We start from the raw sequence: 25964 nt of genomic DNA on the forward strand, positions 1-25964 counted from the left end.
GTGTCCCTTTCCTGCCCGTTGCCGGGTGATCGGTTGCCACCTACACGGTGGTGATGAATCCGCCGTCGATGGTCATGTCCGCGCCGGTGATGTTCGCGGCCCGGTCGGAGGCCAGGAACACCACCAGGTCGGCGACCTCGTCGGGGGTGGTGAACCGCCCGGTCGCGGTGCCGGCGACGGCGCCGTCCGCGACCTCCTGGGCACTCGCGCCGCTCGACTTCCCGATCACGTCCGCGACGCCGCCGTCGCCGAACCACAGGTCCGTCGACACCGGTCCCGGGCTGACGGAGTTGGCGCGAACACCCTTGGGGCCCAGCTCTTTCGACAGGGCCTTGGTGAGGTTGGTGAGCGCGGCCTTGACCGCACAGTAGTCGGGTATGCCGGGATCGGGGTAGAACGCGTTGACCGAGCCGATCGTGACGATGGACCCGCTGCCGCGCGCGGTCATCCCCGGGATCGCGGCGCGGGTCGTCCGGACCGCGGCCATCATCCCGAGTGACCACGCGGCGTTCCAGTCCTCGTCGGTGACCGAGACGAAGCCGCCGGGCCGCGGGGTGACCGCGCCGGCGTTGTTGACCAGGATGTCGACGCCGCCCAGTCGCTCGGCGGCCGCGACCAGCGCGATCGGCCCCTCGGCGGTGGACAGGTCACAGGCCACGAAGGTGACCTTCCCTTCGGACTCGAGCGCCTCCAACTGCGGTGTACGGGTGCGTGATCCGGCGACCACGTGCGCACCGGCCGCGGCGAGGCTGCGGGTGATCGCCAGGCCGATGCCCTTGCTGGCGCCGGTCACCACCGCGGATCTTCCATCGAGGTGCAGGTCCATCGGACACCCTCCCGGGTGGATGCGAACTCCATCCGGCCACCGCGGCTGCGGTGGCCATCACCGCGAACTCGAGGACCTGCGACGACCGTCTTGGCGAAGTCAGGCGCGGTCCACCTGCGACCATAGCCCCGCACCGGTGGACGTCGGACGAACTTCCCCGTCTCCGGCGACCCCGGTCGGCTTCGACCCCTGTCGACGCACCGCTTCCCGTGCCACCATGACGACATGTCCTACATGGTCAAGGCCGGGCATCGAGCTCCGGCCCAGCGTGCGCCGATCACCCCCGACCCCACCCTGCCGCGGGTCTGCGTGATCGGCGCCGGGTCGAGCGGGATCACCGCGGCCAAGGCGCTCTACGGCGCGCGCGTCCCGTTCGAGTGCTACGAACAGGGCCCGGTCGTCGGCGGCAACTGGGTCTACGACAACCCCAACGGCCGGTCCGCCTGCTACGACACCCTCGAGATCAACACGTCCTGCCCACGGATGGCCTACTCCGACTTCCCGATGCCACAGGACTACCCGGCCTACGCCATGCACCACCAGGTCGCCGCCTACTTCCGGGACTACGTCGAGCACTTCGGCTTCGGCGATCGCCTCACGTTCTCCACCACCGTCGACCGGGTCGACCGGGAGGCCGACGGCCGCTGGTCGGTCACCGTCACCGGGCCCGACGGAACGCGCACCGAGGAGTTCGACGCGGTCGTCGTCGCGACCGGCCACCACTGGGACGCGCGGTGGCCCGAGCCGGCCTACCCGGGCACGTTCGACGGGCAGCAGATCCACTCGCACGACTACCGCAACGCCGACCAGCTCAAGGGGCGGGACGTCGTCGTGGTGGGCGCGGGCAACTCGGCGATGGACATCGCGGTGGCGGCCGCCGAGTGCGCCCGGTCGGCGGCGATCTCCCAGCGTCGCGGCGAGTGGGTGCTGCGCAAGTTCCTGCTCGGGCGACCGTCGGACCAGATCGCGCTGCCGGCGTGGCTGCCCTGGTGGGTGACCAGCGCCCGGCTGGCCTTCGGCGCCGCCCTCTCCGGCAACGTGGCCAAGCTCGGCCTGCCGCAGCCGAAGCACCGTCCCGGACAGTCGCACCCGGTGCAGTCCGAGGGCATCCGGGACGCCCTGCGCTCCGGACGGCTGACCCCTCGACCCGGCATCGAGCGGCTCGACGGCGACCGTGTCGTCTTCGTGGACGGGAGCAGCGCGCCGGCCGACCTGATCGTGTGGGCGACCGGGTACCGGGTGTCCTTCCCCTTCCTCGACCCGGACCTGCTGAGCGTCGAGGACAACGACCTGCCGCTGTGGAAGCGGACCGTCCACCCCGACCTGCCCGGCCTGTACTTCGTGGGGCTGTTGCAGCCGGTGGGTGCGGTGATGCCGCTCGCCGAGGCACAGGGCGCCTGGATCGCCGAGACGGTGCGCGGCGACTACGTCGCCCCGGACGACACCGAGGTGCGGGCGCAGATGACCCGGGACGACCAGCTCTACAAGAAGCGGTTCTACAAGTCCGCCCGTCACACCATGGAGGTCGACTTCGACCACTACCTGTGGGAGCTGGGCCGTGAGCGGCGGCGGGGTGCCCGCCGCGCCAGTGCGGCGGTCGCCGAGTCCGTCAGGCCGGGGTAAGACCCTCGCCGAAGGCAAGTCGGCAGTGCCGCACGAACTCACGCAGCGCCGGGGTGCCCGTCTGACCCCAGACCAGCGCCAGCACCGCGGGGATCCCGACGTCGTCGATCACCCGGGCGACGAGCCCGTCGTATCCGCCCGCCATCGACTCGCTGAGGATCGCCACGCCGAGGCCACGGGTCGCGAGGTCCGCCACCGCGTCCGGCGCACTGGCCTGCAACGCGATCTCCGGCCGGGCCCCGACCGCGGCGCAGGCCTGGTCGAAGACCGTGCGGATCCCCGTGCCCTTCGGCATGCAGACGATGGGGTGCCGCGCCAGGTCCTCGATCCGCACCCGTCGCAGCCCCGTCAGCGGGTGGCCGGGCGGCGACGCCGCCACGAGTCGCTCGCTGACGATCTGCAGCGCGTCCAGGCCCGGCGGCGGGGCCGACGCGGACCCGACCAGGGCCAGGTCCACCGCGCCGGACCGCACCTTGTCCACCAGCCGATCCGACCCGTCCTCGACGAGGGTGATCTCGACCCCGGGATGGGCGGTGTGGAAGGCCGCCAGCGCGTCGAACAGCCCCGTGACGGTGCACGCGGTGACCATGCCGACCACCAGTCGGCCCCGGATCAGGGTGGTCACCTCGTCGACGGCCTGCCGGACCGCCTCCGCCGACGTGAGGGCGGCGCGGGCGTGCGCGATCGCCGCCTTGCCCGCGGTGGTGAGGGTGGCGGTGCGGCTCGAACGGTCGATCAACTGTGCGCCGAGGTCGCGTTCGAGCTGGCGGATCTGCGCGCTGATCCCGGACTGGCTGACGTGCATGCGTTCGGCGGCCCGGGTGAAGTTGCGTTCCTCGGCCACCGCGACGAGGTACTCCAGCTGCCGCAATTCCATGACTGCAGATTCTAGTTCCCAGAAGAACTATCTGTTGGACACATGGCAGGCGACCCGGAAGGCTGGACCGTGTCGGCAGAACCGTCCATCCGAGCAAAGGAATTGCCATGTCGCCCATCGAGAAAGCGCTCGTCCCCGAGGATCTCACCCGCCTGTTCGTCGAACGCAGCAATGCCGGCGACGCGGCCGGGGTCGCGGCGCTCTACACGGAGGACGCCGTGATGGCATACCCACCCGGCGGCCAGACCGTGGGCCGCGCCGCCATCCAGGCCCTGTGGGAGTCGGTGCTGGCGCACGCGCCGCGTTTCGAGCAGGAGCCGCCGTTGCCGACCCTGATCAGCGGCGACATCGCGCTGACGTCGACTCCCCCGCGGGACGGTGCGGGCGCCCGGGCCCAGGTCGCCCGCAGGCAGCCGGACGGAAGCTGGTTGCGGGTGCTCGATCAGCCGGAGTTCGTGACGCCGACCGCCGGCTCGTAGACGGACTGCTGGTCAGCGGGCCGCTTCGAATGCCTGTCATACATGCACGTTGAAGCCGAGGTCGACGTCGCAGGCGGCTTGTCCTCCCCGGATCCCCCAATTCTCGGGCTCGATCTCCCTCAGGGTGATCGTGATGTGGTCTCGGGGGATGCCGAGCGCCGCGAGGCGGTCGACGATCTCGGTGTAGAGGTTCCGCTTGGCCTGCCCTGATCGACCGGCGAAACAATCGATCGAGACGATGGTGCAGAACTCGGGTTCCGCCAGATGCGGGGGGCAGGCGAACCTGTGGGGCTCATGTGCGATGAGTCGCACGTGCTTGTCCTGGGGCGGGATGAGGAAAGCGGCCACCAGCGCGCCATGGACCGCGTCGATGATGGCAACTTCATCCGCTTCGCAATAACGTCGGCGAACCTCGATCAGGGCGGTAGGCATGGCGCCTACCTTGTCAGATCGCCGAAGATCTTGGTCGCGATCCACGACTCCGTCGCAACGCGCCGGCTCGCCCAGGAGTTGGCCGGTGATCTCCGTGGTTGCCACGGACCAGCTGCCGAGCACTTCGCGAACACCTCAGCTCGAGAACTCGTTTGCGATGTCATCGGCGTGGGATGAATCGACGGGCGAATCCCGAGCCGGTATCGCTGATCGGGAGATTCACCGCACATCGGACGGTAAGGTGCTGCAGCAATGCCGGGTCCACGGGGAGGCTCGGTGCTGAGTTGAYGACCGACCGTGAGCACATTCGGTGTCACGCGGCATGTTTCGAGTTCAGGGGGAGGACGTTCGTATGAGGAGTTCGAAGGTCGGGCGCGGCAGGGTTCTCGCGGCTGCGGTGGTCGTGTCAGCCGCCTCGCTGCTGGCGATCCCTGTGACAGCTTCTGCTGCCGGTGACACCGCCGCCACATCGAACGCCAGCGGCTCCTACCTGGTGAGCACCACCAAGAACTCCGACCGCAAGGTCACCATCTCGGTGTACTCGCCGTCGATGGATCGGAAGATCCCCCTCGAAGTCATCCTTCCCTCGGACACCAGCGTGCCGCGACCGACGCTGTATCTCCTCAACGGCGCGGGCGGCGGCGAGGACTCGGCCACCTGGCAGCGCAAGACCGACGTCATGAACTTCTTCAAGGACAAGAACGTCAACGTCGTCACCCCACTCGAGGGTGCCTTCAGCTACTACACCGACTGGGTCAAGGACGATCCGAAACTCGGCCGCCAGAAGTGGCAGACCTTCCTGAACGAGGAACTTCCGCCCGTCATCGACGCCGCGTTCAACACCGACAAAGTGCAGTCCATTGCCGCGATCTCCATGACCGCCACCTCGGTACTCAATCTCGCGATCGCGAAGCCCGGCTTCTACAAGAGTGTCGGCTCGTACAGTGGCTGTGCAGAGACCAGCACCTTCGCCGGTCAAGAGGCGATCCGTGTGGTCACCGGTACACGTGGCGGCGGCGACGTCACCAACATGTGGGGTCCCCTCGACGGGCCGGGCTGGGTGGAGAACGATCCCGTCGTCAACGCCGAGAAGCTCCGCGGGACCGACCTCTACATCGCCGCCGGCTCCGGACTCCCCGGCCCGCACGAGACGCTGGACGCGCCCGGCATCAACGGCCAGGTGGGGGCGCTCGCCAACCAGGTCATCGTCGGCGGCGTCATCGAGGCCGCCACGAACTACTGCACCCACAACCTCGCCAACCGTCTTGCACAGTTGAACATTCCGGCGACGTTCGACTTCAAGCCCGGCGGTACCCACTCGTGGGGCTACTGGCAGGACGACCTGCACAACTCCTGGCCGATGATTGCCCGGTCGTTGGGAATCTAGGCGGCCGTCAGGAGCGACATTGTGCGTGGCGCCGAACCAGGGTGTTCTGTCTCACTGGCTCGGTGCAATGGAGCCTCGACCTACCGGACGAAGACGACCGACCCGTGCTGATTGGGCGAGGACCGGCGCCAGGACCCTCGGATGGAAGATCCGGACGGGCGAATCGATCATGTTCGCCACGCGCACGAATCGGACCAGCACCTGCGGATCGCGCGCCGCGAGCCCGTGGACCCTACCGAAGTACCAGTTGACGAACGAGGTCCCGAATGGCGCGTTACCTTCCGTTCCAGGCCAGTTCAGGTCCTCTCCGGCGGCCATCCGCCACGGCGCCTCGAGCCTCCGCGGCACCCTCTTCCGGAAACGGTGAGCGATCGCATCGAGGCTTTCACCCTTGCGGACTCCATGGTCGAGGCATTCCCGCAACGTCATCGCATCCAGTGCGCTGGTCGTCATTCCCTGGCCGTAGATCGGGTTGAAGCTGCACAAACTGTCGCCGAGGACGATCAGACCGCCCGGGAAGCGGCGCATCCGTTCGTAGTACCGACGGGTGTTGGYGCAAAACCGGTACCCCACGCTCGGTGTCAGGGGCTCTGCCTCGCGCATGAACCTGTAGATGTCGGGTGCCTCGAGGCTGCGCGCGAACTCGAGAAGTCCGTCATCGTCGCGCGGCGGGTGGTCACCGTTCCAGCCGCCGAGCATGACGATCCAGCGCTGACCCTCCACCGGGAACACGACGCCCAGCCGTTTTCCGTGCGGGGGCGTGGGCGCGATGATCAGAGCCTTCCACGGACAGTCCTCGAGCGGCGGTCGGGCATAGAACCGCGTCGCGTAGCCGACATCGACGTCGATGACCGACACCTCGGGTCGTCCGTACCCCAACTCCTCGAGCCAGCGCGGCGTTTGGGATCCGCGACCGCTCGCATCGACGACCAGGTCCGCGGCCACCGTCTCTTCGGCGGCTTCGGCCCGGCGCGACTGGACCACCACCCCGGTGATCCGGCCGGCATCGGCGGCGAACCGCTTGACGTAGCACCGATCGACGAGACGGATATTGGGGATCTGGCACACCCGCCGGCGGATGTGCCATTCGAGGTACGGTCGCGTCTGACACGTGATGAGGATTCCGCTCGGTACCCGCAGTTTCCATACGCCACGGTGGAACCAGGCGAAGTCCGTCGTCATCTCGACCTCGGCCGATCCCCCCGCGACCAGTTCGGAGGTGAGGCCGGGAAAGGACTCCTCCATCAGGGTCAGGCCCCGCTTCCAGATGCTGTGGACGTGGCGGCCCTGGGGCACCCCCTTGCGCGGCTCGGCGGCGTCGACCAGGTGATCCTTCTCGACTATCGTGACCGTGCCGAAGTAGTCCGCCAGGACGCGGGACGCGAGCAGACCGGCGATGCTGCCGCCGACGACGACGGCGTGTGCGTCGCGACGTGCCGTGTCCATGCCTTGCGGTCGTTCGATCGACGCGGCCGCTCGGGAGGCGTGGCGAGCCGGGATGATGTGGTGTTGCATGGTGGGACTCCCGTCTACGAGACATACCCACCGTGATCCCCGAATTCGTACCTGACCAGAACCCCTAGGGTGACTTTCCTTCCACCCAAGGGTGGAACACATCGACCCCTAGGGTGGGCCACGCGGGCGCGGGCCGACGGACAGGTTCCCTTCTCATCAGCCTGGCCGGAAGCGACTCTGCCCCAGAGAAAATGCACGAACACCACCACCCACATGATCTCGCTTGGTCGTGCATTCGGTCCACGAGGGCATTGACGCGGTGTGCCGATTTGGCCCACCATGCTGTGCGTGACGGTAATTCGCTCGGCTTCACTGCGTGGGTTTCGGGCACTGGTGGCCGAGTTGGGCGGGCACGCCGAAGACTTGGCGAATGCCGCCGGTGTGTCCGCCGCGGCGCTGGACACGGACGACATGATGATTCCGAGCGATCCACAGAACAGATTGCTGCGAGCAGCCGCCGCAGAGCTGAACTGCCCGGACTTCGGCTTGCGACTCGCGGCCCGCCAGGACCTGACCATGCTCGGATCGTTGGCGCTTGCAATCCGCTCCTGTGCCACGATCGCGGAAGCGCTCGAATGCGCGGCACGCTATCTGTTCCTGCATTCCCCCACGATCAGCCTCTCCGTCGAGGACGATCCCTACGGTGTACCGGGCGTAGCGGCATTACGGAACAGCACCCAGGCGGGCGACGGTCCCGATCCGGGCGTCGATCAGGAGTTGGGTGTCATCCACCGCGTGCTCGCCGACCTCGTCGGAGGTCGGTACGGATTGCGGTCGGTAGAACTGCCGTATCGCCCGTCCACGCCGGTGTCCGCATACGAGGAGTTCTTCCAAGCCCCAGTCAACTTCGACGCACCGGCAGCGATGCTGCGCATACCGCGCCATCTACTCACCCGAACACTTCCGTCTGGCGGCGACGCGTACCAACGCCAACTCATCGAAGCCCTTCTCCGATCACAACATCCACGATCGGAGGGAGACCTCGCGGCAACGGTCCGGGTCGTGATCGAGCAGTCGCTCGGGACAGCCGGCACCGACCTCACCGCCACCGCCCACATCCTGGGCGTCCATCCGCGGACGCTACAACGACGATTGGCCAACGCAAACACCTCGTACGCAAGCCTTCTGGACGATGCCCGGCGCCACGCCGCCCGCCGCTACCTGACCGACCACGACATCCCGATGACTCAGGTCGCCGACCTTCTCGGTCTGTCAGAACAATCGGCGCTTACCCGGTGCTGCAAGCGCTGGTGGGGTATCACCCCGTCGCAGGTCCGTCGAGCCGGCGGTCGATCGCGCATGCCCGACAGCTCGGTTTCGTAGCCGATGATCGGCTGGGACAGTCTTCGAGGAGCACCGAATCGCTCACGGCACAACGCAATCAACATCCCGGCGACAGTCTGTTGATTGACGGAGGGTGATGGTCAGATGCTGCGCGGATCGGCGCCGCCTTGTGCCCCCGTCGCCGTCCGCCGCAGGAGGAAACGGTCGCTGGCAAAGAGGACCGCCGCGACGACGAGCCAGAAGACAAGGACGCCGCCGGTGTTGGCCAGGGCGCGCAGATATCCCAGGCTGGAGACGTCGATGAAGTCGTAGGGGTACCAGTCCACGACGGCGCCGCGTACGAGCGCCACCACGACCCAGGCGATCGGGACGCACAGGCTCAGGAGCAGGCGCCGCCGGGTGAACGACCCGCGCGGCCCGACCAGGAGCCAGCCACCCACGGCGAGGATCGGGTTGACGGTGTGCTGCAGAGTGCTGGCAAACGCCGCGAGGCCGGTGTTCGGGGCCCCACCGGCGAGGAGCAGGTGGAAGACCACTCCGGTGATGACGATGTTGACCAGGCCCGCCACCCGCCAGGCGTGGAAGGCGTCGGAGCGCCGGACCGGCTGAAGGGCGAGCATCAGGCACGTCACGCCGACGATGACGTTGGAGAACGTGGTGAAGAAGAACAGCTGGTTCCACAGGCCGTCCCAGCCGGGGCCGAAGGTCGTGGTGAACCCGGCACCGTCGTAGATCGGGGACTCGCGGTGGTAGGAGGCCCACAGCTCGGCCGCCGTGCCGATCGCGGCTGTCAGGGCGGTCAGTCCGAGCACCGGACGAACCGCCATGCCGCCTGAACGGGCCACCGATGTCGTGGTCGATGTAGTCATGCAGTATCCGTCTCCTGTGTCGTCAACGTTCGGCAGTGTGTCGCTCGCACCACGGCAACAGGCCGCAGTTGGTTGGCTGCGCAGACCGGCGGTGCGCTGGGCCACCTGTGTCAAGAGGTGGCAGGGACAGCTCCGCCCGCAACCAATCCCGCCAGCGCAGTGTCCGCCCGGTCGACAGCCCGCTCGATCAGCGGCGCGTACGCCGCGATCGCCGAATCGACCGCCCCCAGAAGCTGTTCGCCGACCGGAGACACCGCGACGGCGTCGTGCACCGCACCTGCGGAGCTCACAGGCGCGAGTGTCGGCGCCGGTGTCGGTTCACCGTAGGGAATGGTGCGGTCATAGCCGAGGTCGATGTCCGCCCGCAGGGTCGGTTCGAGAGAGTCGGCCAGCGCGGTGAACGCAGTCGTACCCGTGCTCGCACCGAGATCGCGGAGCGGCTGCAGCAGGGGCAGATCGCGCGTCGGGATGGTGATGTAGGTCGTGTCGCCGTAGGTCTGTCGATTGGATTGATCGGCGAGCAGCCCCTGGTACTCGTCCGCCGAGTATCCGTCCGGCCCCGTCCGGGTCGTGGGGATGCCCATCTTGGCTGCTATCGAGCCCTCCATCGTGTCGCTGCCGTGGATGTAGAGGATGCCCAACACGGCATTGGCGACCGCCGGCGCGTTGAAGGGGTCGCGGGGAAAGTCGGCGAACCCGTCGTACTGCATCGCGACATCGAGGGTTTGATATCCGGTGTCGGTTCGGGTGGGGTTACCGAACGTGACGCCCAGCTGCGGAATGGACAGACCTGGAAAACGCGACAGCAGTCCGCCGTTGGGCCGGTACTCGTTGCCGAACAACACGAACTGCACCTGGCCGGGCGGCGGGGCCGAGGGGTCGGCCGCCAGCCGGTTCTTCTCCAACGTGGCAAGCATGGCTCCCTGGGAACCACCGGCAATCACCAGGTTGCCAGTTGGGTCCGCCGCCAGCTGTCGCTCAACGGCCGTCGTGACGGACTCCGAGCCCTCGGCCACCGATTGGTCCAGCGACTTCGCACCGACAAACGGAGCCAGCTCTTCTGGCGTGATCACGGCAACGACGTCGCATGGCGCCTCGCCGCAGGACGTGAACGGGAAGTACAAACGCTCGATGCGGGGAATGTAGACGGGGTCACTGACGGGATCGGGGAGCCCCGTGGACCCGATCACCAGCGCTGTCGGCGCCGAAAGCGCGACGCTGGGTGCCACACCGGCTGACACGCCGAGCAGGGCGGCACCCCCTAGTGCCAGCGCCGCGGTCCTCATACCTCTTGCCGCAGTACTCAATTGTTCGGACCTTCCGCGTGAAGTGATTGCAGAGAGAGTGAAGCAACCACGGGATCAGTCCAGTGTGACGAGGAAAACAAGGCGCCACTTGACCTCGGACGACAACAATTTGACCTTGCGCGTCACACTTGCACGCGGCGGTCGAAGAGCAGCCTCCTGGCGCGGTGATACGGGGATCGACGCGGGCAGACCACCAGACCGCGCAGCCTCGCCTCGCGGTGGAGGTCGGTGCACTGGCAGATCGACTACACGCGGCGGCGACGCAACTTTCCGACCTCCAAGACGAATCGGGTGAAGTCGCTCAACGGCTGCTACTCCAACATCGCATCGGCGAACCCGTGAGCTGCACACCGGAATTCAGTCTTCACGCCGGATCATGGGCACCCCTGGCCACCAAGACCAGGCCGAGGGGCCGGCGCATTCGTCGGGCCCCTTCGACAGCCGACTCAGATCGCGATCAACGCCGCGTTGACGATTACGGCCTGGGTGAACAACGTCCAGTCGTTGATGATGTGCGCACCCGCGGACACCCACAGGTTCTTGGTCCGAATGTAGGCCAGGGTGAGGACGAGTCGCGCGCCGCCGATGACGATGAAGGCCTGGGCGAAGTTCCAGTCGTAGGTCGGCAGGTGGGCGGCGGCAAACCAGGCGGAACTGATCAGCCAGGCCAGCAGGATCGCGGTCTTGCGAGACACCTTCACCTTGGTGAACAGGAAGTACATGACCGCGAGGAACGGGATGATCGTGAAGACCTCCTCGCCGACCAGCTGGAAGCCGGTGCCCACGTAGAAGGCAACGGTGTCGAGTGCGCCGCCACTGCCGGCCTCCGAGATCGCGTCATTCTCGGCCGCTCCGAACAGGGAACTGACGACCAGCGCGAGGGCGAACGTGACCACCAGGTTGAGTACGGCAAAGCCGATCATGGTGCGGACGTCGCGGCCGTGCACCCGGCGGAACAGCGCCCGCCAGTGATCCCGTGTCACCACCGCCAGCACGCCCAGCGGAATGCCGACGAACAGGATCCGCGGAATCAGTGCCACGAAGTTGTTGGGCTGAGGAATGAGAATGAGTGCCGCGAAACCCACCACCACGGAGGCGAGCACCAGGAGCCACTGGCGCACGGACAGCGCCGCGGGCCTGTCGTTGTAGAAGGGGAAGTCGGCCTCGTCGCGACGTTCGATCAGGTGACCGAACCGCTCGGGTGCCGTTTGCTCCGGAAGCGCGTGTGCGCCGGTGGTGCCACTCATCTGTATGCCCCTTTTGGGTAGTTCGACGCAGGGCGCAATCCTCGCAGCCGGACCCGCGCCACGCGCACCCGGGCCGCCCCGGACCGTCGGCGTGTCGCGTCAGGTGGACGCGCCCGGCCGGGTGCGGACATGCGCGCGTTCGCCCTGCGGGCCGAACAGGCTGAGCATCTCCACCGGCTCGTCGCCGGTGTTGCCGAACCAGTGCGGGGTCCGGGTGTCGAACTCCGCCACCTCCCCCGGCGTCATGACGATGTCGTGCTCGCCGAGCAACAGCCGCAGCCGCCCCGAGAGCACGTACAGCCACTCGTAGCCCTCGTGCACCTGGAGTTTCGGTTCGCCGGCCGGCGTGTGCGGCGGGATCACGTGCTTGAACGCCCTCACCCCRCCGGGCCGCCGCGTCAACGGGATGATCGCCATCCCGTTGCGGCTGATCGGCCGGGCGTGGATCCGCGGATCGCCGGTGGCGGGCGCGTCGACCAGCTCGTCCAGGGGAAGCTGATGGGCGCGCGCCAACGGCAGCAGCAACTCCAGCGTGGGCCGTCGCTGACCGGACTCGAGCCGGGACAGGGTGCTGACCGAGATCCCGGTCGACTCCGACAGCTGTGCGAGCGTCGCACCGCGCTGCAGGCGCAGCACCCGCAGCCGCGGCCCCACCGCGTCGAGGACGTCGTCGAGGGCGTGCGGGTCTTCGTTCATCCCCTCAGTTTGCCGTCTCGGCAACAGAACTTGCCACCGTCCCGTCCGTGGGCGCAGAGTCGGAGCCCACCGACGAGCACGAGGAGCACACATGAACGAGAAGTACGACGTCGTTGTCGTAGGCGGCGGCGCGGCCGGGCTCAGCGGGGCACTGACGCTGGCACGGGCCCGCCGCTCCGTCCTGGTCGTCGACGCCGGCGCGCCGCGCAACGCGCCGGCCGCGCACATGCACAACTACCTGGGCCGCGAGGGCAACGACCCCGCCACCCTGCTGGCCGACGGGCGCGACGAGATCGCCGGCTACGGCGCCGAGCTGGTCACCGCCAGCGTCGCCACGGCCGAGGCGGCGGACGGCGGATTCCGCGTCGAGCTGGCGGACGGCCGCCGGGTGACCTCGCGGCGGCTGCTGGTCACCACCGGGCTGGTCGACGAGCTGCCCGACGTACCGGGCCTGGCACAGCGGTGGGGTCGCGAGGTGCTGCACTGCCCGTACTGCCACGGCTGGGAGGTCCGCGACCAGAGGATCGGCGTGCTGTCCACCGGACCGCTGGCCGTGCACCAGGCGTTGATGTGGCGGCAGTGGAGCGGGGAGGTGACCCTGTTCCTGCACGACGGCCCCGAGCCGACCGCGGACGAGGCCGAGCAGCTCGCCGCCCGCGGCATCGCCGTCGTGGCCGAGAAGGTGACCGGCCTGGAGGTGTCCGAGGACCGGCTCAGCGGCGTGCAGCTGGCCACCGGCGAGCGCGTCGACTGCCGGGCCCTGGTGGTCTCACCGCTCTTCACCGCCCGCGCCGACTTCCTCGCGGGCCTGGGCCTCGAGCCGGCCGAGATGGAAATGGGCGGCCACGTGATCGGCACCCACATCCCCGTCGACGCGATGGGCGCCACCACGGTGCCCGGGGTGTGGGCGGCGGGCAACGTCACCGACCCGCGCGCCCAGGTGATCGGGGCCGCCGCGGCCGGGGTGATGGCCGGCGCCGCGTTGAATGCGGACCTGATCGCCGAGGACACCCGGCTGGCCGTCGCCGCCCGGCGCGACGCCGGTTCGCCTCGGGGACAGCAGGATTCGGCTGTCACGGCCTAGCGAGGCGATCGCGGCCGGCGGTTCATGCCGGCCGCGTCAGCGCGCCTCGTCGCCGGCCTGACGTGCTGCCCGGGCCAGCACCTGCGGGCCGGTGGTCAGCGCCCGCTTCCACGGCGGCACCCCCTCGATCTCCACCTCGATGGACAGGCTCAGCACGGTCCGGATCAGCACGATCAGTCCCAGGATTGCCGCGTCGGTCAGCGACGGTGTGGACGTGACGGTCTTGACGATGTCCGCCGCGACCAGCAGCTCCAGGCCGAGCAGGATTGCCCCGCCGAGGGATTCGCGCAGGGTCTTGAACGCCTGCGCGCCGTCGTCCGTCCGCTTCCAGGTGATCGCGGCGAGGACGAACGCGAAGACGAACCCCACCACCATCGACAGGACCCCGAGTACCTCGAAGGTCTCGGTCGCCAGCTCGAAGAACCTGACTGTGTCCATCTGCCCATCTAATCCGAGGTGACGCTCCCCCGCCCACCGAACCGGCCGGAGTCCCCCGTCCCCAATGTCACATCGGGGATCCCCAAGGGACCCGGTGTGACATTGGGGAGAAGGCGGCGGAGGTCAGCGCAGGGACACGCCCAGCAGCGAGTCCACCGCGTCGGAGACCAGACCGGGCGCCGCCGCGTCGGCGCCGCCGTGCTCGACGGCGCGGCGCGCCCAGCCGTCCACCGCGTCGAGGGCCTTGGGGGTGTCGAGGTCGTCGGCCAGGTGCTGACGCAGCCGAGCGACGGTGTCCTCGGCGTTCTGCGCGGTCGGCCGTGCGGCGGCCCGGCGCCACAGGTCCAGCCGCTGCTCGGCGGCGGTGAGGACTTCGTCCGTCCAGGCCCGGTCGGTCCGGTAGTGACCGGAGAGCAGGCCCAGCCGGATCGCCATCGGGTCGGTGCCCTCGCCCCGCAGCTTGGAGACGAACACCAGGTTGCCGCGGCTCTTGGACATCTTCTCGCCGTCCAGCCCGATCATCCCGGTGTGCACGTAGTGCCGGGCGAAACGCCGCTCCAGGACCAGAGATTCGGCGTGTGCGGCGGAGAACTCGTGGTGCGGGAAGATCAGGTCACTGCCGCCGCCCTGCAGGTCGAACCCGCAGCCGATGCGGTTGAGCGCGATCGCCGAGCACTCGATGTGCCAGCCGGGCCGGCCCGCACCGAAGGGCGACGGCCAGGACGGCTCGCCCGGCCGCTGCGCCCGCCACACCAGGGCGTCGAGCGGGTCCCGCTTGCCGGGGCGGTCCGGGTCGCCGCCGCGCTCGGCGAAGAAACGCTCCATGGTCTCGCGGTCGTAGCCCGACTCGTAGCCGAACTGCTCGGTGGCGTCGGCCCGGAAGTAGACGTCCGGGTACTCGGCGTCCTCCACCACGTACGCGGCCCCGGCGGCGAGCAGCTTCTCCACCATCTCGACGACCTCGTTCACGGACTCGACCGCGCCGATGTAGTCGCGCGGCGGCAGCACCCGCAGCGCCTCCATGTCCTCGCGGAACAGCGCGGTCTCGCGCATGCCGAGCACCACCCAGTCCTCGCCGTCGCGCTCGGCCCGCTCGAACAGCGGGTCGTCGACGTCGGTGACGTTCTGCACGTAGTGCACCTCGTGCCCGGCGTCGCGCCAGAGCCTGTTCACCAGGTCGAAGGCGAGGTAGGTCGCCGCGTGACCGAGGTGGGTCGCGTCGTACGGGGTGATCCCGCAGACGTACATCGTGGCGACGGCGCCCGGCGTGACGGGCCGGACCCGGCGGTCCGCGGTGTCGAAAAGGCGCAGGGGCGGACCCTGACCGGGGACGGTGGGAACGGCAATGTCGGACCAGGACTGCATGGCCCCGAGCCTATCCGAGGCCCGGACACGCGATCCGCACGAGTCGGTCCAAGAAGGTGGTCCCGACTCCGACCGCTCAGGTCCGCCGCCCGAGTCGCGCGGCAAGCGTGGGACCGATCACAGCCAGCGACGACGGCTCGATCATCTCGTTGTGCCCGCAGTCGACCGGGCACTCGTCGATGGCGCCGGTGACGAGCGGCCGCCACTCCTGCGCCGTGCGGTCGGTGTCTCCCTCCTGCCCGCGCTGCGCCGGGAACACCAGCAGGTCGCCGTCGAAGACACCCGGCACGAAGCGGTGCACCAGCAGTCGTGAGTGCGCGTAACCGTCGTTGATCCGCTCGAGGTGTGCCGCGGTGATCCCCTCGTTCCCGAGGAACTCGCCCAGCATGCGCGCCGCGGAGTCGTAGGTCAGGTCCCGATGTTCGTCGGGCGCTCCGACGTCCAGCCCGAGACCGCGCAGCAGTTCCGCGAGCTCGAGCCGTCCGAGCATCGGGTCCGCGCCGTCGTCCGGGTAACTGTCCATGACCGCCAGGGTCGAGACGGACTCGCCCTGGCGCTGCAGCTCGACAGCCATCGCGTGCGCGAGGACGCCGCCGAGGGACCAGCCGAGCAGGTCGTACGGTCCCTCGGGAGCGATCGCGCGAATCTCGTCGACGTACCGACGCGCGAGCTCCCCGATCGATCCGTAGGCCGGCCCGCCGGTGATCGCGGGCAACTGCAGGCCGAACACGGGGCGTTCGGCGGGTATGTACCGGACCAGTCCGGCGTACCCCCAGGACAACCCGATTCCGGGATGAACGCAGAACAGCGGGCGGCCGGTTCCGGTGCCGCGCAGCGGAATCACGACCCGGAGGGCGTCCTCGACCCCGACGGCGGCCGTCGCGCCGATCCGGCCTGCCATTCCGGCTGGGGTCGGATCCAGGAAGAGCATCTGGAGCGAGACGTCCCGTCCGAGGCGCTCGCGGAGGTCGGTCACCGCGCGGGTCGCCAGCAGCGAGTTGCCGCCGCGGTCGAAGAAGCTGTCGTCGGCGCCGATCCGCTCCACCCCCAGGACCGCGGCGAATGCCGATGCGACCGCAGACTCCACCGGACCCGCGGGTTCCCGGAACGCGGTCGCGGCAGACGCGAACTCCGGGGTCGGCAGCGCGTCGCGGTCGAGCTTGCCCGTCGGGGTGAGCGGGACCCGGTCGAGCACCGTCACCGACGCCGGGACCATGTAGCTCGGAAGTCGCTGCGCCACCCCGCGTCGGAGCTCGTCGGGCTCGAGGTGCGCGTCCCCGGCCGCGCGCACGTACGAGCACAGCAGCGTCTCGCCCGCCGGCCCGGTACGGGCGATCGTCACCGCGAACCCGACGCCCGCCTGCGCGGTCAGCGCGGCATCCATCTCGGCGGGTTCGATGCGGAAGCCGCGAACCTTCACCTGGAGGTCGCTGCGGCCGACGTACTCGAGCGCGCCGTCGGTCCGTCGACGGACCAGGTCACCCGTGCGGTAGATCCTGGCACCGGGCGAGCCGAACGGATCGGCGACGAAGTGGCCGGCCGTCAACGTCGGCCGACGGTGGTAGCCGCGGGCGAGGGCCGGCCCCGCGACGTACAGCTCCCCCACCACGCCACGCGGCACCGGGTGCAGGCGCGCGTCGAGCACCCGCTCGGACACGCCGCGGATCGGCCCGCCGAGCGTGATCGGCGCGCCCGGGGTCATCGGATCGCTGATGTTCGCCATGATCGTGGTCTCGGTGGGGCCGTACGCGTTGAGCATCGTGCGGTCCGGCGCCCATCGCGCGACCAGTTCCGGGGGGCACGGTTCACCGGCGACGACGAGTGTGCGGAGCGAGTCGAGCCCGTCGGGATCCACCGACGCCAGCGCGGTCGGGGTCAGGAATCCGTGGGTGACGCGGCCGGCCTCCAGGGCTGCGGCCAGATCGGTGCCCCCGTAGACGTCCGGCGGGACGACCACCATGGTCGCGCCCGCACACAGCGCCATCACGATCTCGAACACCGACGCGTCGAAGCTCGGGGACGCGAAGTGCAGGGTGCGGGCGCCGGGAGTGACGTTCAGGCGGGTGCGCTCCTCGGCGGCGAGGTTCGCGAGGCCCCGGTGGGTGAGCACGACGCCCTTCGGGATGCCGGTCGACCCGGACGTGTAGATCAGGTACGCGGGGTTCTCTGCCCTCAGGGGGCGGATCCGCTCGGCGTCGACGACCTCCGTGTCCGACATGCCTGCGACCACCGTGGTGGTGTCGGCGTCGTCGAGCACCACCCAGTCGAGGTCGTCCGGCAGACGACTGCGCGCCCCGGCGACGGTCACCCCCAGCACCGCGCCGGAGTCGTCCAGCATGTGCTCGATCCGGCCGGCCGGGTACTCCGGGTCGACCGGCAGGAAGGCCGCCCCGGTCTTCGCGACCGCCCACACCGCGAGCACCGACTCGAACGACCGCGACAACCCGAGCGCGGCGTAACGCTCCGGCCCGGCGCCGCGGCCGATCAGCATCCGCGCCAGCCGGTTCGACCGCCGGTCCAGCTCGCCGTACGACACCTCGTCGCCGTCGTAGGCGACCGCGACCGCATCGGGATCCTGCCCGGCGTGGGCCAACAGCCCCGGCAGCAGCATCTCCGGGGCGTCGGGGCCGCCGTGCGCCGGCGTGAGGTCGCGTTGTTCGTCGTCGCGCAGGATCCCCAGGTCACCGACCGCGCAGTGCGGATCGGCGAGCGCGGATTCGAGGACCCGGAGGAACCGTTCGGCGAAACCGCGCACGGTGTCGGCGTCGAACAGGTCCGCGGCGTACTCGATGCTTCCGGCGATGCCGGCCGGGGCGCCCGAGCCGTCGAACTGTTCGGCGAGCACGAACTCGAGGTCCTCCTTCACCACACCGGACGGCGGGGCGAGGCCCTCGACGGTCAGGCCCGGCAGGTCGAGGCGGGCCCGCGTGTCGTTCTGGAACTCCAACGCCACCTGGAAGATCGGGGAGTACGCGGTCGAGCGCGGCGGATCGAGCGCCTCGACCACCCGCTCGAACGGAATGTCGGCGTGCCCGAACGCGCCGAGATCCACCTCCCGCACGGCGGCGACCAGATCGGCGAACGACTGCGCGGCCTCGATCCGGGTGCGCAGCACGAGCGTGCCGACGAGCATTCCCACCAGGTCGTCGAGAGCCGATTCCCCGCGGCCCGCGACCGGGGTGCCGATCACGATGTCGCCGGTGTCGCCGAGACGGCTCAACAACACTGCGAGCGCGGCATGCACCGTCATGAACACGCTCGTCCCGTGCCGCCGGGCGAACTCCTCGATCCCGCGGTGCAGCCGCGGTTCGATCGCGAAGCCCGTTCGGCCGCCGCGGAACGACTGCTGGGGTGGGCGTGGCCGATCGGTCGGCAGCCCCAGTAGATCCGGTGCCCCCGTGAGCGTCAACGTCCAGTAGTCGAGTTGCCGCGCGGCCACCGACCCGGGGTCGTGGTCGTCACCGAGCAGCCGGCGCTGCCACAGCGTGTAGTCGGCGTACTGCACCGCGAGCGGCGACCACTCGGGCGCGCGGCCCGCCGCCCTCGCGGCGTACGCGCGGACCAGGTCCCGGGACAGCGGGCCGGTCGAGAACCCGTCGACCGCGATGTGGTGGGCCACCAGCACCAGGACGTGCTCGTCGGCACCGCGCACGAACAGCGCGCCACGTATCGGCACCCGGGCGGTGACGTCGAAACCGGCGGACACCTCGGCGTGGATCCGCCGGGCCAGCTCGTGCTCGTCGGCGACCGGCACCGGCCGAATGGCGGGCGCCGCCTCGGCCGCCGGGCAGATCTGCTGAACCGGGCCGTCGCGCCCGACCGGGAAGACGGTGCGCAGCGACTCGTGCCGGTCGACGACGTCGGCCAGCGCCGCGTCGAGGGCCTCGACGTCGAGTGCACCCGACAGGCGCACCACGAGGGGGACGTTGTACGCGGGCGAGGCCGGGTCGAACTGGTTGATGAACCACATCCGCTGCTGCGCGGGCGACAGCGGCACCTCGTCGGGCCGTTCGGTCGCCTCGAGGACGGGACGGCCGGACGCGCCCGCCGCCCCGTGTTCGATGCGCTCGGCCAGCGCCGCCGCGGTCGGCGCGGCGAAGAGCGCGCGGACCCCCAGATCGATGCCGAGGGTCTCCCGGAGCCGGGCGACTACGCGCGTCGCGGACAGCGAATTGCCGCCGAGTTCGAAGAAGTCGTCGCCGGTGCCCACCCGGTCCACCTCGAGCACCGTCGCGAACACCTCGGTCACCGCCTCCTCCATCGGGTTGGTCGGCGACCTGAACACCTCCGCGGCGTGACCGGACTCGGGATCGGGCAGCGCGCGGCGATCGAGCTTCCCGGTGGGCGTGAGCGGGATGTCGTCGAGCACCACGATCGACGTCGGCACCATGAAGCCGGGGACCTGCGCGGCCAACCGCGCCCGGAGGTCGTCGACGGCGATGTCCCGGCCGCCGGCCGCTGCCACGTAGGACACCAGCACGGTGTCGCCGCCCGGCCCCGGGCGCCCGAGCGTGGCCGCGAACCGCACGTCGGGATGTGCCGCCAGCACGGCGTCGATCTCGCCGAGTTCGATGCGAAAGCCTCGGACCTTCACCTGGAAGTCGCTGCGGCCGCGGTACTCGAGCTTCCGGTCCGGGGTCCACACCCCGACGTCGCCGGTGCGGTACATCCGCCCGCCGGCCTCGCCGAACGGGTCGGCGACGAAACGTCCGGCGGTCGTACCGGCCCGCCGGTGGTAGCCGCGGGCCAGGCCCGGGCCGGCGATGTAGACCTCGCCCTCGACGCCCGCCGGCACCGGCTGAAGTCGCGCGTCCAGCACCGTCTCGGCGACGCCGCGGATCGGCCCGCCCAGCGGAATCGGCGCGACTCCCGGCACACAGTCCTCGATGTTCACGACGATCGTGGTCTCCGTCGGCCCGTACACGTTGACCATTCGTCGCTGCGGCATCCAGTCCGCGATGAGTTCCGGCGGCCACGCCTCCCCGCCGACCATCACGCACTGCAGATCGTCGAGCCCGGTCGGGTCGATCGAGGCGAGCGCGGCCGGCGTGATGAAGGCGTGGGTGACGCGCTGCTTCTTCAGCACCGCGGCCAGATCCGCGCCGCCGTAGACGGTGCGGGGCACGATCACCATGGTCGCGCCCGCCGCGAAGCACAACAGGTACTCGAGCAGCGAGACGTCGAAGCTGGGGGACGAGAAGTGCAACGTCCGGGAGCCCGCGGTCACCGCGCACCGATCCCGCTGCTCGTCGGCGTAGTTCCCCAGGCCCCGATGAGTCAGGGTGACGGCCTTGGGCACGCCGGTGGATCCGGAGGTGTAGATCAGGTAGGCGGGATTGTCGACCCGCAGCGGCGCCGTGCGCTCGGTGTCGGCCACCGGCGCCGGCGATCGCGAAGCGCAGTCCGCGGCGAATCCGGGGTCGTCGAGCGTCAGCCACGGCAGCGTGTCGGGCAGCCGGTGCCGGTGCGCCGCGACGGTGAGCCCGACGACGGCACCGGAGTCGGCGAGCATGTGCTGCACCCGTTCGGCGGGATAGTCCGGGTCCACCGGGACGAACGCGGCCCCGGTGCGGGCCACCGCCCACATCGCGAGAACCGATTCGACGGACCGTGGAACACCCAGCGCCACGTACGTTTCCGGCCCCACACCGTGGTCGATCAGCGCCCGTGCGACCCGGTTGGACCGGGCGTCGAGGTCCGCGTAGGTGAGCTCGCGCCCGTCGGCGACCAGCGCGATCGCCTCCGGGTTGCGGGCGGCCGCGGCCGCGAGGATCTCCGGGAGGGTGCGGGCCGCGCCGCGCGGACCTCCCCGCACCGGCGCCAGCACCCGGCGTTCGTCCGCGGTCAGCAGGTCCAGTCCGGCCAGGCGCCGCCCCGGATCGTCGCCGATCGCGCGCAGGACGTGCAGCAGTCGGCGGGCGGCGGCGTCGACCGCGGTCTGTCCGAGGAGGTCCGGGCGGAACTTCATCGTCAGGCGCAGACGGTCGGTCGTGGACGCGACCACGCTCAGCGGGTAGTGGGCGGAGTCGCGGACCTCGATGCCGGTCACCCGCATCCCCGCGATGTCGGCGTCCGCGGACAGCTCGCCGGGCACGGGATAGGACTCGAACACGGTGAGCGTGTCGAAGCCGGCACCCGGTCCCGCCGCGCCCTGGATGTCGGTGAGCCCGACGTGGTAATGGTCGAGCAGCGACGACTGCTCCGCCTGCACCCGGTCGAGCAACGCGCCCAGAGTCTCCGCGGGATCGAGCCGGATCCGGACCGGCACGGTGTTGATGAACAGCCCGATCATCGACTCGATGCCGGGCACGTGCGGGGGCCGCCCGGACACCGTGCTGCCGAACACGACGTCGTCGCGGCCGGTGAGAAGTCCGAGGACGATCGCCCACCCGACCTCGACGACGGTGTTGAGCGTCAGCCCGCGCTCACGTGCGAGGGCCCGCAGCCTCGCGGTCGTCTCGACGTCCAGCTCGTAAGGCAGGTCCCGCGACGGGGTGGACTGCGCGGTCGTGGCGGACCCGGCGCGGACCAGCAGGGTCGGCTCCTCCTGCCCGTCGAGGGCGTCGCTCCACGCGCGCAGCGCCGCCGACCGGTCCTGCGCCGCGAGCCATTCGAGGTAGTCCCGGTGCGGGCGCACCCGCGGCAGCGCGGAGGGGTCACCGTCGGTCGCGTAGAGGACGACGAGCTCGGCGAGCAGCAGCGGCGTCGACCACCCGTCGAGCAGGATGTGGTGGTTGGTCAGGACCAGTCGGCTCGTGCCACCGGGCATGCGCACCAGACGAATTCGCAGCAGCGGCGGCGACGCCATGACGAACGGGCGGGTGCGGTCCTCGGCCAGGATCTCGGCGAACCGCTCCGACGCCGCCGGCTCGGCGGACGCGCGCAGGTCCGTCTCCGCCCAGGGCGCGGCCACCCCGTCCTGGACGATCTGCACGGCCTCCCCCTCCGGCGCCCGCACGAATCCCGTCCGCAGGTTCGCGTGCCGGTCCAGCACGCCCTGGACCGCACGCCGCAGTCGCCGGGAGTCGACGACGCCGCCGAGGGTGAGGATCAGCTGCACCAGGTACGCGTCCACCGAGGTGTCGGCCAGTTCGGCGTGAAAGAACAGGCCGCGTTGCATCGGAGTCAGCGGCCACACGTCGGACAGCGACGGGAACCGGTCCTCGAACCGCTCGACCGCGGACTGGTCCAGGTGCACCAGATCCAGATCCGACGGCGTCCGACCGCCCGCACCCGGCGCGTCCGCCCGCGCGACCACCGCGCGTGCCGCGACTATCCACCCCTGCGCCAGCCGCTGCACGTCCGCGGCATCGAGCACACGGCGTGGGAACGCCCACGTCGCCTTGATCCGCGGGCCGTCCGGGCCGGGCACCGTCACCGCGTTGACGTCGATCGCGAATGCCACCGGCAGACCGGCCGCGACGGCGTCGTGCAGGCCGGACTCCGTGACGGGAAGCCAACTTCCGTCTCCGCGCGGATCGGAGCCGCCGACGAGTCGACCGAGGTAGTTGAAGCTGATCTCGGGCTCGGGCAACCGGCTCAGCTCGGGCCGGGTCTCGTCGTTCAGGTACCGGAGCAGTCCGTACCCGATCCCGTGGTCGGGCACCGCGCGCAGTTGCTCCTTGACCGCCTTCACCGCCGCACCGGCGGCGGCGCCACCGCCGAGGGCCTCCTCGACGTCGACGCCCGACAGGTCCAGGCGCACCGGGTAGATCGACGTGAACCACCCCACCGTGCGGGACAGGTCGGCGCCCGGCACCACCTGGGGCTCCCGGCCATGTCCCTCGAGCGCCACCGCGACGTCGTCGGTCAGGGCGCCGCGACCACGCAGCCAGTGCACGAGCGCGAGGGCCAGCGCGGTGAGCAGACCGTCGTCGACTGCGCCGTGGAACACCCGCGGCACCGTCGTCGTCAGGCCCCGGGTCACGTCGGCCGGCAGTTCCACCTCGACGCGCTCGACGGTGCCGGCCACGTCGACCGACGGATCGAGCTCGCGCGCAACGCGTCCCGCCGGCGCTCGGGGGACCGCCGACAACCACCGGTCCAGCTCGCCGGCGCGCTCCCGCGCCGCCCGCACGAGCCCGTCCGCCCACGTCCGCATCGACGTGCCGGTCGCCGGCAGGTCCGGTTCCGCGCCGTCCGAGGCCTGCGTGCAGGCGATCGCGAGGTCGGGGATCAGGATCCGCCACGACACCCCGTCGACCACGAGGTGGTGGGCGACGACGAGCAGCCGGGCCGCGTCTCCCCCGACGAGGTGCACGAACTGGATCATGATGCCGGACTCCGGATCCAGCAGATCCGCGGCCGCTTCCAGCGCGTCGCGGGCGGCCGCGGTGAAGCCCGCTCCGGCAACGGTGTCGACCGGGATCCGCCGCACGGCCGTGTCGGCGGGCACCGCACCCGGCGGTCGCACCTCGAGCCGCCATCCGGACGCCGAGCGGGCGTCCGGACGCAGCCGGGACCGCAGCATGTCGTGCCGGTCCAGGACCGCGCCCACCGCGCGCGTCAGGGTGTCGCCGTCGATTCCGGCGGGCACCTCGAGCAGGACCGACTGCGAGAAGCGACGGAAGTCGCCACCACCCGGCGCTCCCCCGCGCTCGACCATCCAGCGCATGATCGGTGTGAGGGGAACGTCGCCGACGCCGCCGCCCGGCAGTTCCGGCAGCTCGACGACGTCGTCGGGGTCGGTGCGGTCGGCGACCCCGACGAGGCCCGCGACGGTGGGGCGCTCGAACACGTCGCGCGGCGTGAACGTCACCCCCGCGGCCTTCGCCCGGGACACCAGTTGGATGGACATGATCGAGTCGCCGCCGAGCCCGAAGAAGGAGTCGTCGGCACCGACCGTCTCGACGCCGAGGATCTCCGCGAACAGCTTCGCCAGCACGCGCTCGGTGCCGGCGCCGGGCGCCCTCCCACCGACGGTCTCGGGTCGCGGTTCGGGGAGCGCGGCGCGGTCGAGCTTGCCGTGCGCGGTGATCGGGAACTCCGCGAGGACCGTCGTCACCGACGGCACCATGTGTCCGGGCAGCCGACGGCCGACGGCCTCGGCGACCGCCACCGGGTCGAGGCGGGCGCCGGGCTCCGGGACCACGTACGCGACCAGCCGCGCGCCGCCGTCGACCTGTCCGGGTTGTGCGAGCACGACCGCGGACGCGACACCCGGAACCGCGGACAGCGCCGACTCGACCTCCCCGGGCTCCACCCGGAATCCCCGGATCTGGACCTGGGAGTCGCTGCGCCCCAGGAACTCGAGCTCGGCGCGCGAGGTCCACCGGGCCCGATCGCCGGTGCGGTACATCCGGCTCGACGCCGCGAACGGGTCGGCGACGAAGCGTCCCGCGGTCAGTCCGGGCCGTCCCCGGTATCCCCGCGCCACCTGCGGACCCGACACGTACAACTCGCCCGCGACCCCGAGCGGTGCGGGACGCAGGCGCTCGTCGAGCACCCACACCCGCACCCCGGGAAGTCCGCCGCCGATCACCGACCCGGTGGGGCGCGGCCCGGTGACCGCCGCGACGTCGATCACCCGCCACGTCACGTGCACGCAGGTCTCGGTGATGCCGAACATGTTCACCAGAGCCGGTGCGTCGCACCCGTGCCGGTCGACCCAGGGGGCGAGCCGGGCGACGTCCAGCGCCTCGCCGCCGAACACCACCCAGCGGAGCGCGAGGGTGCCGCCGTCGGCCGAGGCATCGGCCCGCGCGAACTGGTAGAAAGACGACGGCGTCTGGCTCAGCATCGTCACCGACTCGGCCACCAGCAGGCGCCGCAGCTCGTCCGGGGACCGCGCGGTGTCATGCTCGACGACGACCAGCCGGCCGCCGAACCCCAAGGCCCCCCACAGTTCCCACACCGCGAAGTCGAACGCGAACGAGTGGAACATCGTCCACACGTCGGCCGCGCCGAAGCCGAGCACGGCGCGGGCTCCGGTCAGCAGCGTCACCGCGTTCCGGTGGGTCACCGCGACGCCCTTGGGCCTACCGGTCGAACCCGACGTGTAGATCACGTAGGCGACGGAATCCGCGTGCAGCGGACCGGTGCGGTCGGCGTCGGTCACCGGCGCGGTGTCCCGCGCGTCGAGCTGTGCGCGGACGTCGGGGTCGTCGAGACGCACCACGGGCGCGTCGGCACCGCCGTCGCTGACGCTGCCGCCGCCGAGATCCGACGGCGCGCTCGCGTCGACCAGCACGCAGGCCGGTGCCGCGTCGTCGAGCATGAATCCGATTCGCGCCGCCGGATACGACGGGTCCACCGGCAGGTACGCCGCACCCGACCGCGCGACCCCGACCAGYGCGGCCACCAGGTCCGCCGACCGGTCCATCATCACGGCGACCACCGACTCCGGACCGATGCCGCGGTCGATCAGCCAGCGCGCCAGCCGGTTCGAACGCTCGTCGAGCTCGCGGTACGTCACCCGCATGCCCGTGGCGACCACGGCGATCGTGTCCGGGCCGGCGGCGGCCGCCGCCGCGAACAGGTCCGGCAGCGTCCCGTTCACCGGCACCGCCGGCAGCGTCCCGTCCGCCGCCGCGGCC

At 70.6% G+C, this 25964-nt stretch carries 16 protein-coding genes; 5 read left to right on the top strand and 11 right to left on the bottom strand.

Annotated features, from left to right (window positions below; genetic code table 11):
• Positions 1–40: 40 nt before the first annotated feature.
• On the bottom strand, positions 41–826 hold the full coding sequence (locus tag AC1DU4_RS12340) for an oxidoreductase (RefSeq protein WP_477840169.1): 786 nt from the start codon (positions 824–826) through the stop codon (positions 41–43).
• Positions 827–1051: 225 nt separating this feature from the next.
• Between AC1DU4_RS12340 and AC1DU4_RS12345 the strand changes: the two genes are divergently transcribed.
• Positions 1052–2449 carry a flavin-containing monooxygenase gene (locus tag AC1DU4_RS12345; protein ID WP_477840171.1) on the top strand — a complete coding sequence of 466 codons (1398 nt, stop codon included), beginning with the start codon at positions 1052–1054 and terminating at the stop codon, positions 2447–2449.
• Here the strand turns inward: AC1DU4_RS12345 and AC1DU4_RS12350 are convergent.
• Positions 2436–3326 (bottom strand): LysR family transcriptional regulator, encoded by an 891-nt coding sequence (locus AC1DU4_RS12350; RefSeq protein ID WP_477840173.1) that lies wholly within the window; start codon positions 3324–3326, stop codon positions 2436–2438. The two genes, AC1DU4_RS12345 and AC1DU4_RS12350, sit on opposite strands and share 14 nt — an antisense overlap.
• A 107-nt stretch (positions 3327–3433) precedes the next feature.
• On the opposite strand from AC1DU4_RS12350, the gene AC1DU4_RS12355 reads away from it, so the two are divergent.
• Positions 3434–3805 (top strand): YybH family protein, encoded by a 372-nt coding sequence (locus AC1DU4_RS12355; protein ID WP_477840174.1) that lies wholly within the window; start codon positions 3434–3436, stop codon positions 3803–3805.
• 36 nt (positions 3806–3841) lie between these two features.
• Here AC1DU4_RS12355 and AC1DU4_RS12360 read toward each other — a convergent pair whose 3' ends face one another.
• Positions 3842–4237, bottom strand: a complete 396-nt coding sequence (locus AC1DU4_RS12360; RefSeq protein WP_477840176.1) for a tautomerase family protein — start codon at positions 4235–4237, stop codon at positions 3842–3844.
• 352 nt (positions 4238–4589) lie between these two features.
• Here AC1DU4_RS12360 and AC1DU4_RS12365 point away from each other — a divergent pair, with 352 nt between their 5' ends.
• Positions 4590–5624, top strand: a complete 1035-nt coding sequence (locus AC1DU4_RS12365) for an alpha/beta hydrolase (RefSeq protein ID WP_477840178.1) — start codon at positions 4590–4592, stop codon at positions 5622–5624.
• Between the two features lie 51 nt (positions 5625–5675).
• On the opposite strand, the gene AC1DU4_RS12370 is transcribed toward AC1DU4_RS12365, so the two are convergent.
• Positions 5676–7070: an FAD-dependent oxidoreductase gene (locus AC1DU4_RS12370; protein ID WP_477840180.1), complete on the bottom strand. Its 1395-nt coding sequence runs from the start codon at positions 7068–7070 to the stop codon at positions 5676–5678.
• Between the two features lie 357 nt (positions 7071–7427).
• Between AC1DU4_RS12370 and AC1DU4_RS12375 the strand changes: the two genes are divergently transcribed.
• Positions 7428–8462 (top strand): AraC family transcriptional regulator, encoded by a 1035-nt coding sequence (locus AC1DU4_RS12375; RefSeq protein WP_477840182.1) that lies wholly within the window; start codon positions 7428–7430, stop codon positions 8460–8462.
• Positions 8463–8563: 101 nt separating this feature from the next.
• Here the strand turns inward: AC1DU4_RS12375 and AC1DU4_RS12380 are convergent, their stop codons facing one another.
• From AC1DU4_RS12380 to AC1DU4_RS12395, 4 genes are all read right to left on the bottom strand, one after another.
• Complete coding sequence (locus AC1DU4_RS12380; RefSeq protein ID WP_477840184.1) at positions 8564–9292, bottom strand: Pr6Pr family membrane protein; 729 nt, start codon at positions 9290–9292, stop codon at positions 8564–8566.
• Between the two features lie 110 nt (positions 9293–9402).
• Positions 9403–10578, bottom strand: a complete 1176-nt coding sequence (locus AC1DU4_RS12385; RefSeq protein WP_477840186.1) for a PE-PPE domain-containing protein — start codon at positions 10576–10578, stop codon at positions 9403–9405.
• Positions 10579–11045: 467 nt separating this feature from the next.
• Positions 11046–11846: a CPBP family intramembrane glutamic endopeptidase gene (locus AC1DU4_RS12390; protein WP_477840188.1), complete on the bottom strand. Its 801-nt coding sequence runs from the start codon at positions 11844–11846 to the stop codon at positions 11046–11048.
• Between the two features lie 99 nt (positions 11847–11945).
• Complete coding sequence (locus AC1DU4_RS12395) at positions 11946–12542, bottom strand: helix-turn-helix domain-containing protein (protein WP_477840190.1); 597 nt, start codon at positions 12540–12542, stop codon at positions 11946–11948.
• A 91-nt stretch (positions 12543–12633) separates the two neighbouring features.
• Between AC1DU4_RS12395 and AC1DU4_RS12400 the strand changes: the two genes are divergently transcribed.
• Entirely contained in the window at positions 12634–13626 is a 993-nt protein-coding gene (locus AC1DU4_RS12400) for an NAD(P)/FAD-dependent oxidoreductase (RefSeq protein WP_477840192.1), read from the top strand.
• Positions 13627–13662: 36 nt separating this feature from the next.
• Here AC1DU4_RS12400 and AC1DU4_RS12405 read toward each other — a convergent pair whose 3' ends face one another.
• The 3 genes from AC1DU4_RS12405 to AC1DU4_RS12415 all read right to left on the bottom strand — a co-directional run.
• Positions 13663–14064, bottom strand: coding sequence for a DUF1622 domain-containing protein (locus AC1DU4_RS12405; RefSeq protein ID WP_477840194.1), 402 nt, complete (start codon positions 14062–14064; stop codon positions 13663–13665).
• 123 nt (positions 14065–14187) lie between these two features.
• Positions 14188–15429 (bottom strand): cysteine--1-D-myo-inosityl 2-amino-2-deoxy-alpha-D-glucopyranoside ligase, encoded by a 1242-nt coding sequence (gene mshC / locus AC1DU4_RS12410; RefSeq protein ID WP_477840195.1) that lies wholly within the window; start codon positions 15427–15429, stop codon positions 14188–14190.
• 76 nt (positions 15430–15505) lie between these two features.
• A partial coding sequence (locus tag AC1DU4_RS12415; RefSeq protein WP_477840196.1) for an amino acid adenylation domain-containing protein occupies positions 15506–25964 on the bottom strand: 10459 nt, incomplete at its 5' end.

It is taken from the genome of Rhodococcus sp. P4_F5 (genome assembly GCF_056401315.1).

Excerpts from the sequence above, each read along its gene's own strand:
- AC1DU4_RS12365 (WP_477840178.1), top strand. The coding sequence starts at position 4,590 with ATGAGGAGTTCGAAGGTCGGGCGCGGCAGGGTTCTCGCGGCTGCGGTG.
- AC1DU4_RS12355 (WP_477840174.1), top strand. The coding sequence starts at position 3,434 with ATGTCGCCCATCGAGAAAGCGCTCGTCCCCGAGGATCTCACCCGCCTG.
- AC1DU4_RS12385 (WP_477840186.1), bottom strand. The coding sequence starts at position 10,578 with ATGAGGACCGCGGCGCTGGCACTAGGGGGTGCCGCCCTGCTCGGCGTG.
- AC1DU4_RS12360 (WP_477840176.1), bottom strand. The coding sequence starts at position 4,237 with ATGCCTACCGCCCTGATCGAGGTTCGCCGACGTTATTGCGAAGCGGAT.
- AC1DU4_RS12400 (WP_477840192.1), top strand. The coding sequence starts at position 12,634 with ATGAACGAGAAGTACGACGTCGTTGTCGTAGGCGGCGGCGCGGCCGGG.
- mshC (WP_477840195.1), bottom strand. The coding sequence starts at position 15,429 with ATGCAGTCCTGGTCCGACATTGCCGTTCCCACCGTCCCCGGTCAGGGT.
- AC1DU4_RS12390 (WP_477840188.1), bottom strand. The coding sequence starts at position 11,846 with ATGAGTGGCACCACCGGCGCACACGCGCTTCCGGAGCAAACGGCACCC.
- AC1DU4_RS12345 (WP_477840171.1), top strand. The coding sequence starts at position 1,052 with ATGTCCTACATGGTCAAGGCCGGGCATCGAGCTCCGGCCCAGCGTGCG.
- AC1DU4_RS12405 (WP_477840194.1), bottom strand. The coding sequence starts at position 14,064 with ATGGACACAGTCAGGTTCTTCGAGCTGGCGACCGAGACCTTCGAGGTA.
- AC1DU4_RS12380 (WP_477840184.1), bottom strand. The coding sequence starts at position 9,292 with ATGACTACATCGACCACGACATCGGTGGCCCGTTCAGGCGGCATGGCG.
- AC1DU4_RS12350 (WP_477840173.1), bottom strand. The coding sequence starts at position 3,326 with ATGGAATTGCGGCAGCTGGAGTACCTCGTCGCGGTGGCCGAGGAACGC.
- AC1DU4_RS12340 (WP_477840169.1), bottom strand. The coding sequence starts at position 826 with ATGGACCTGCACCTCGATGGAAGATCCGCGGTGGTGACCGGCGCCAGC.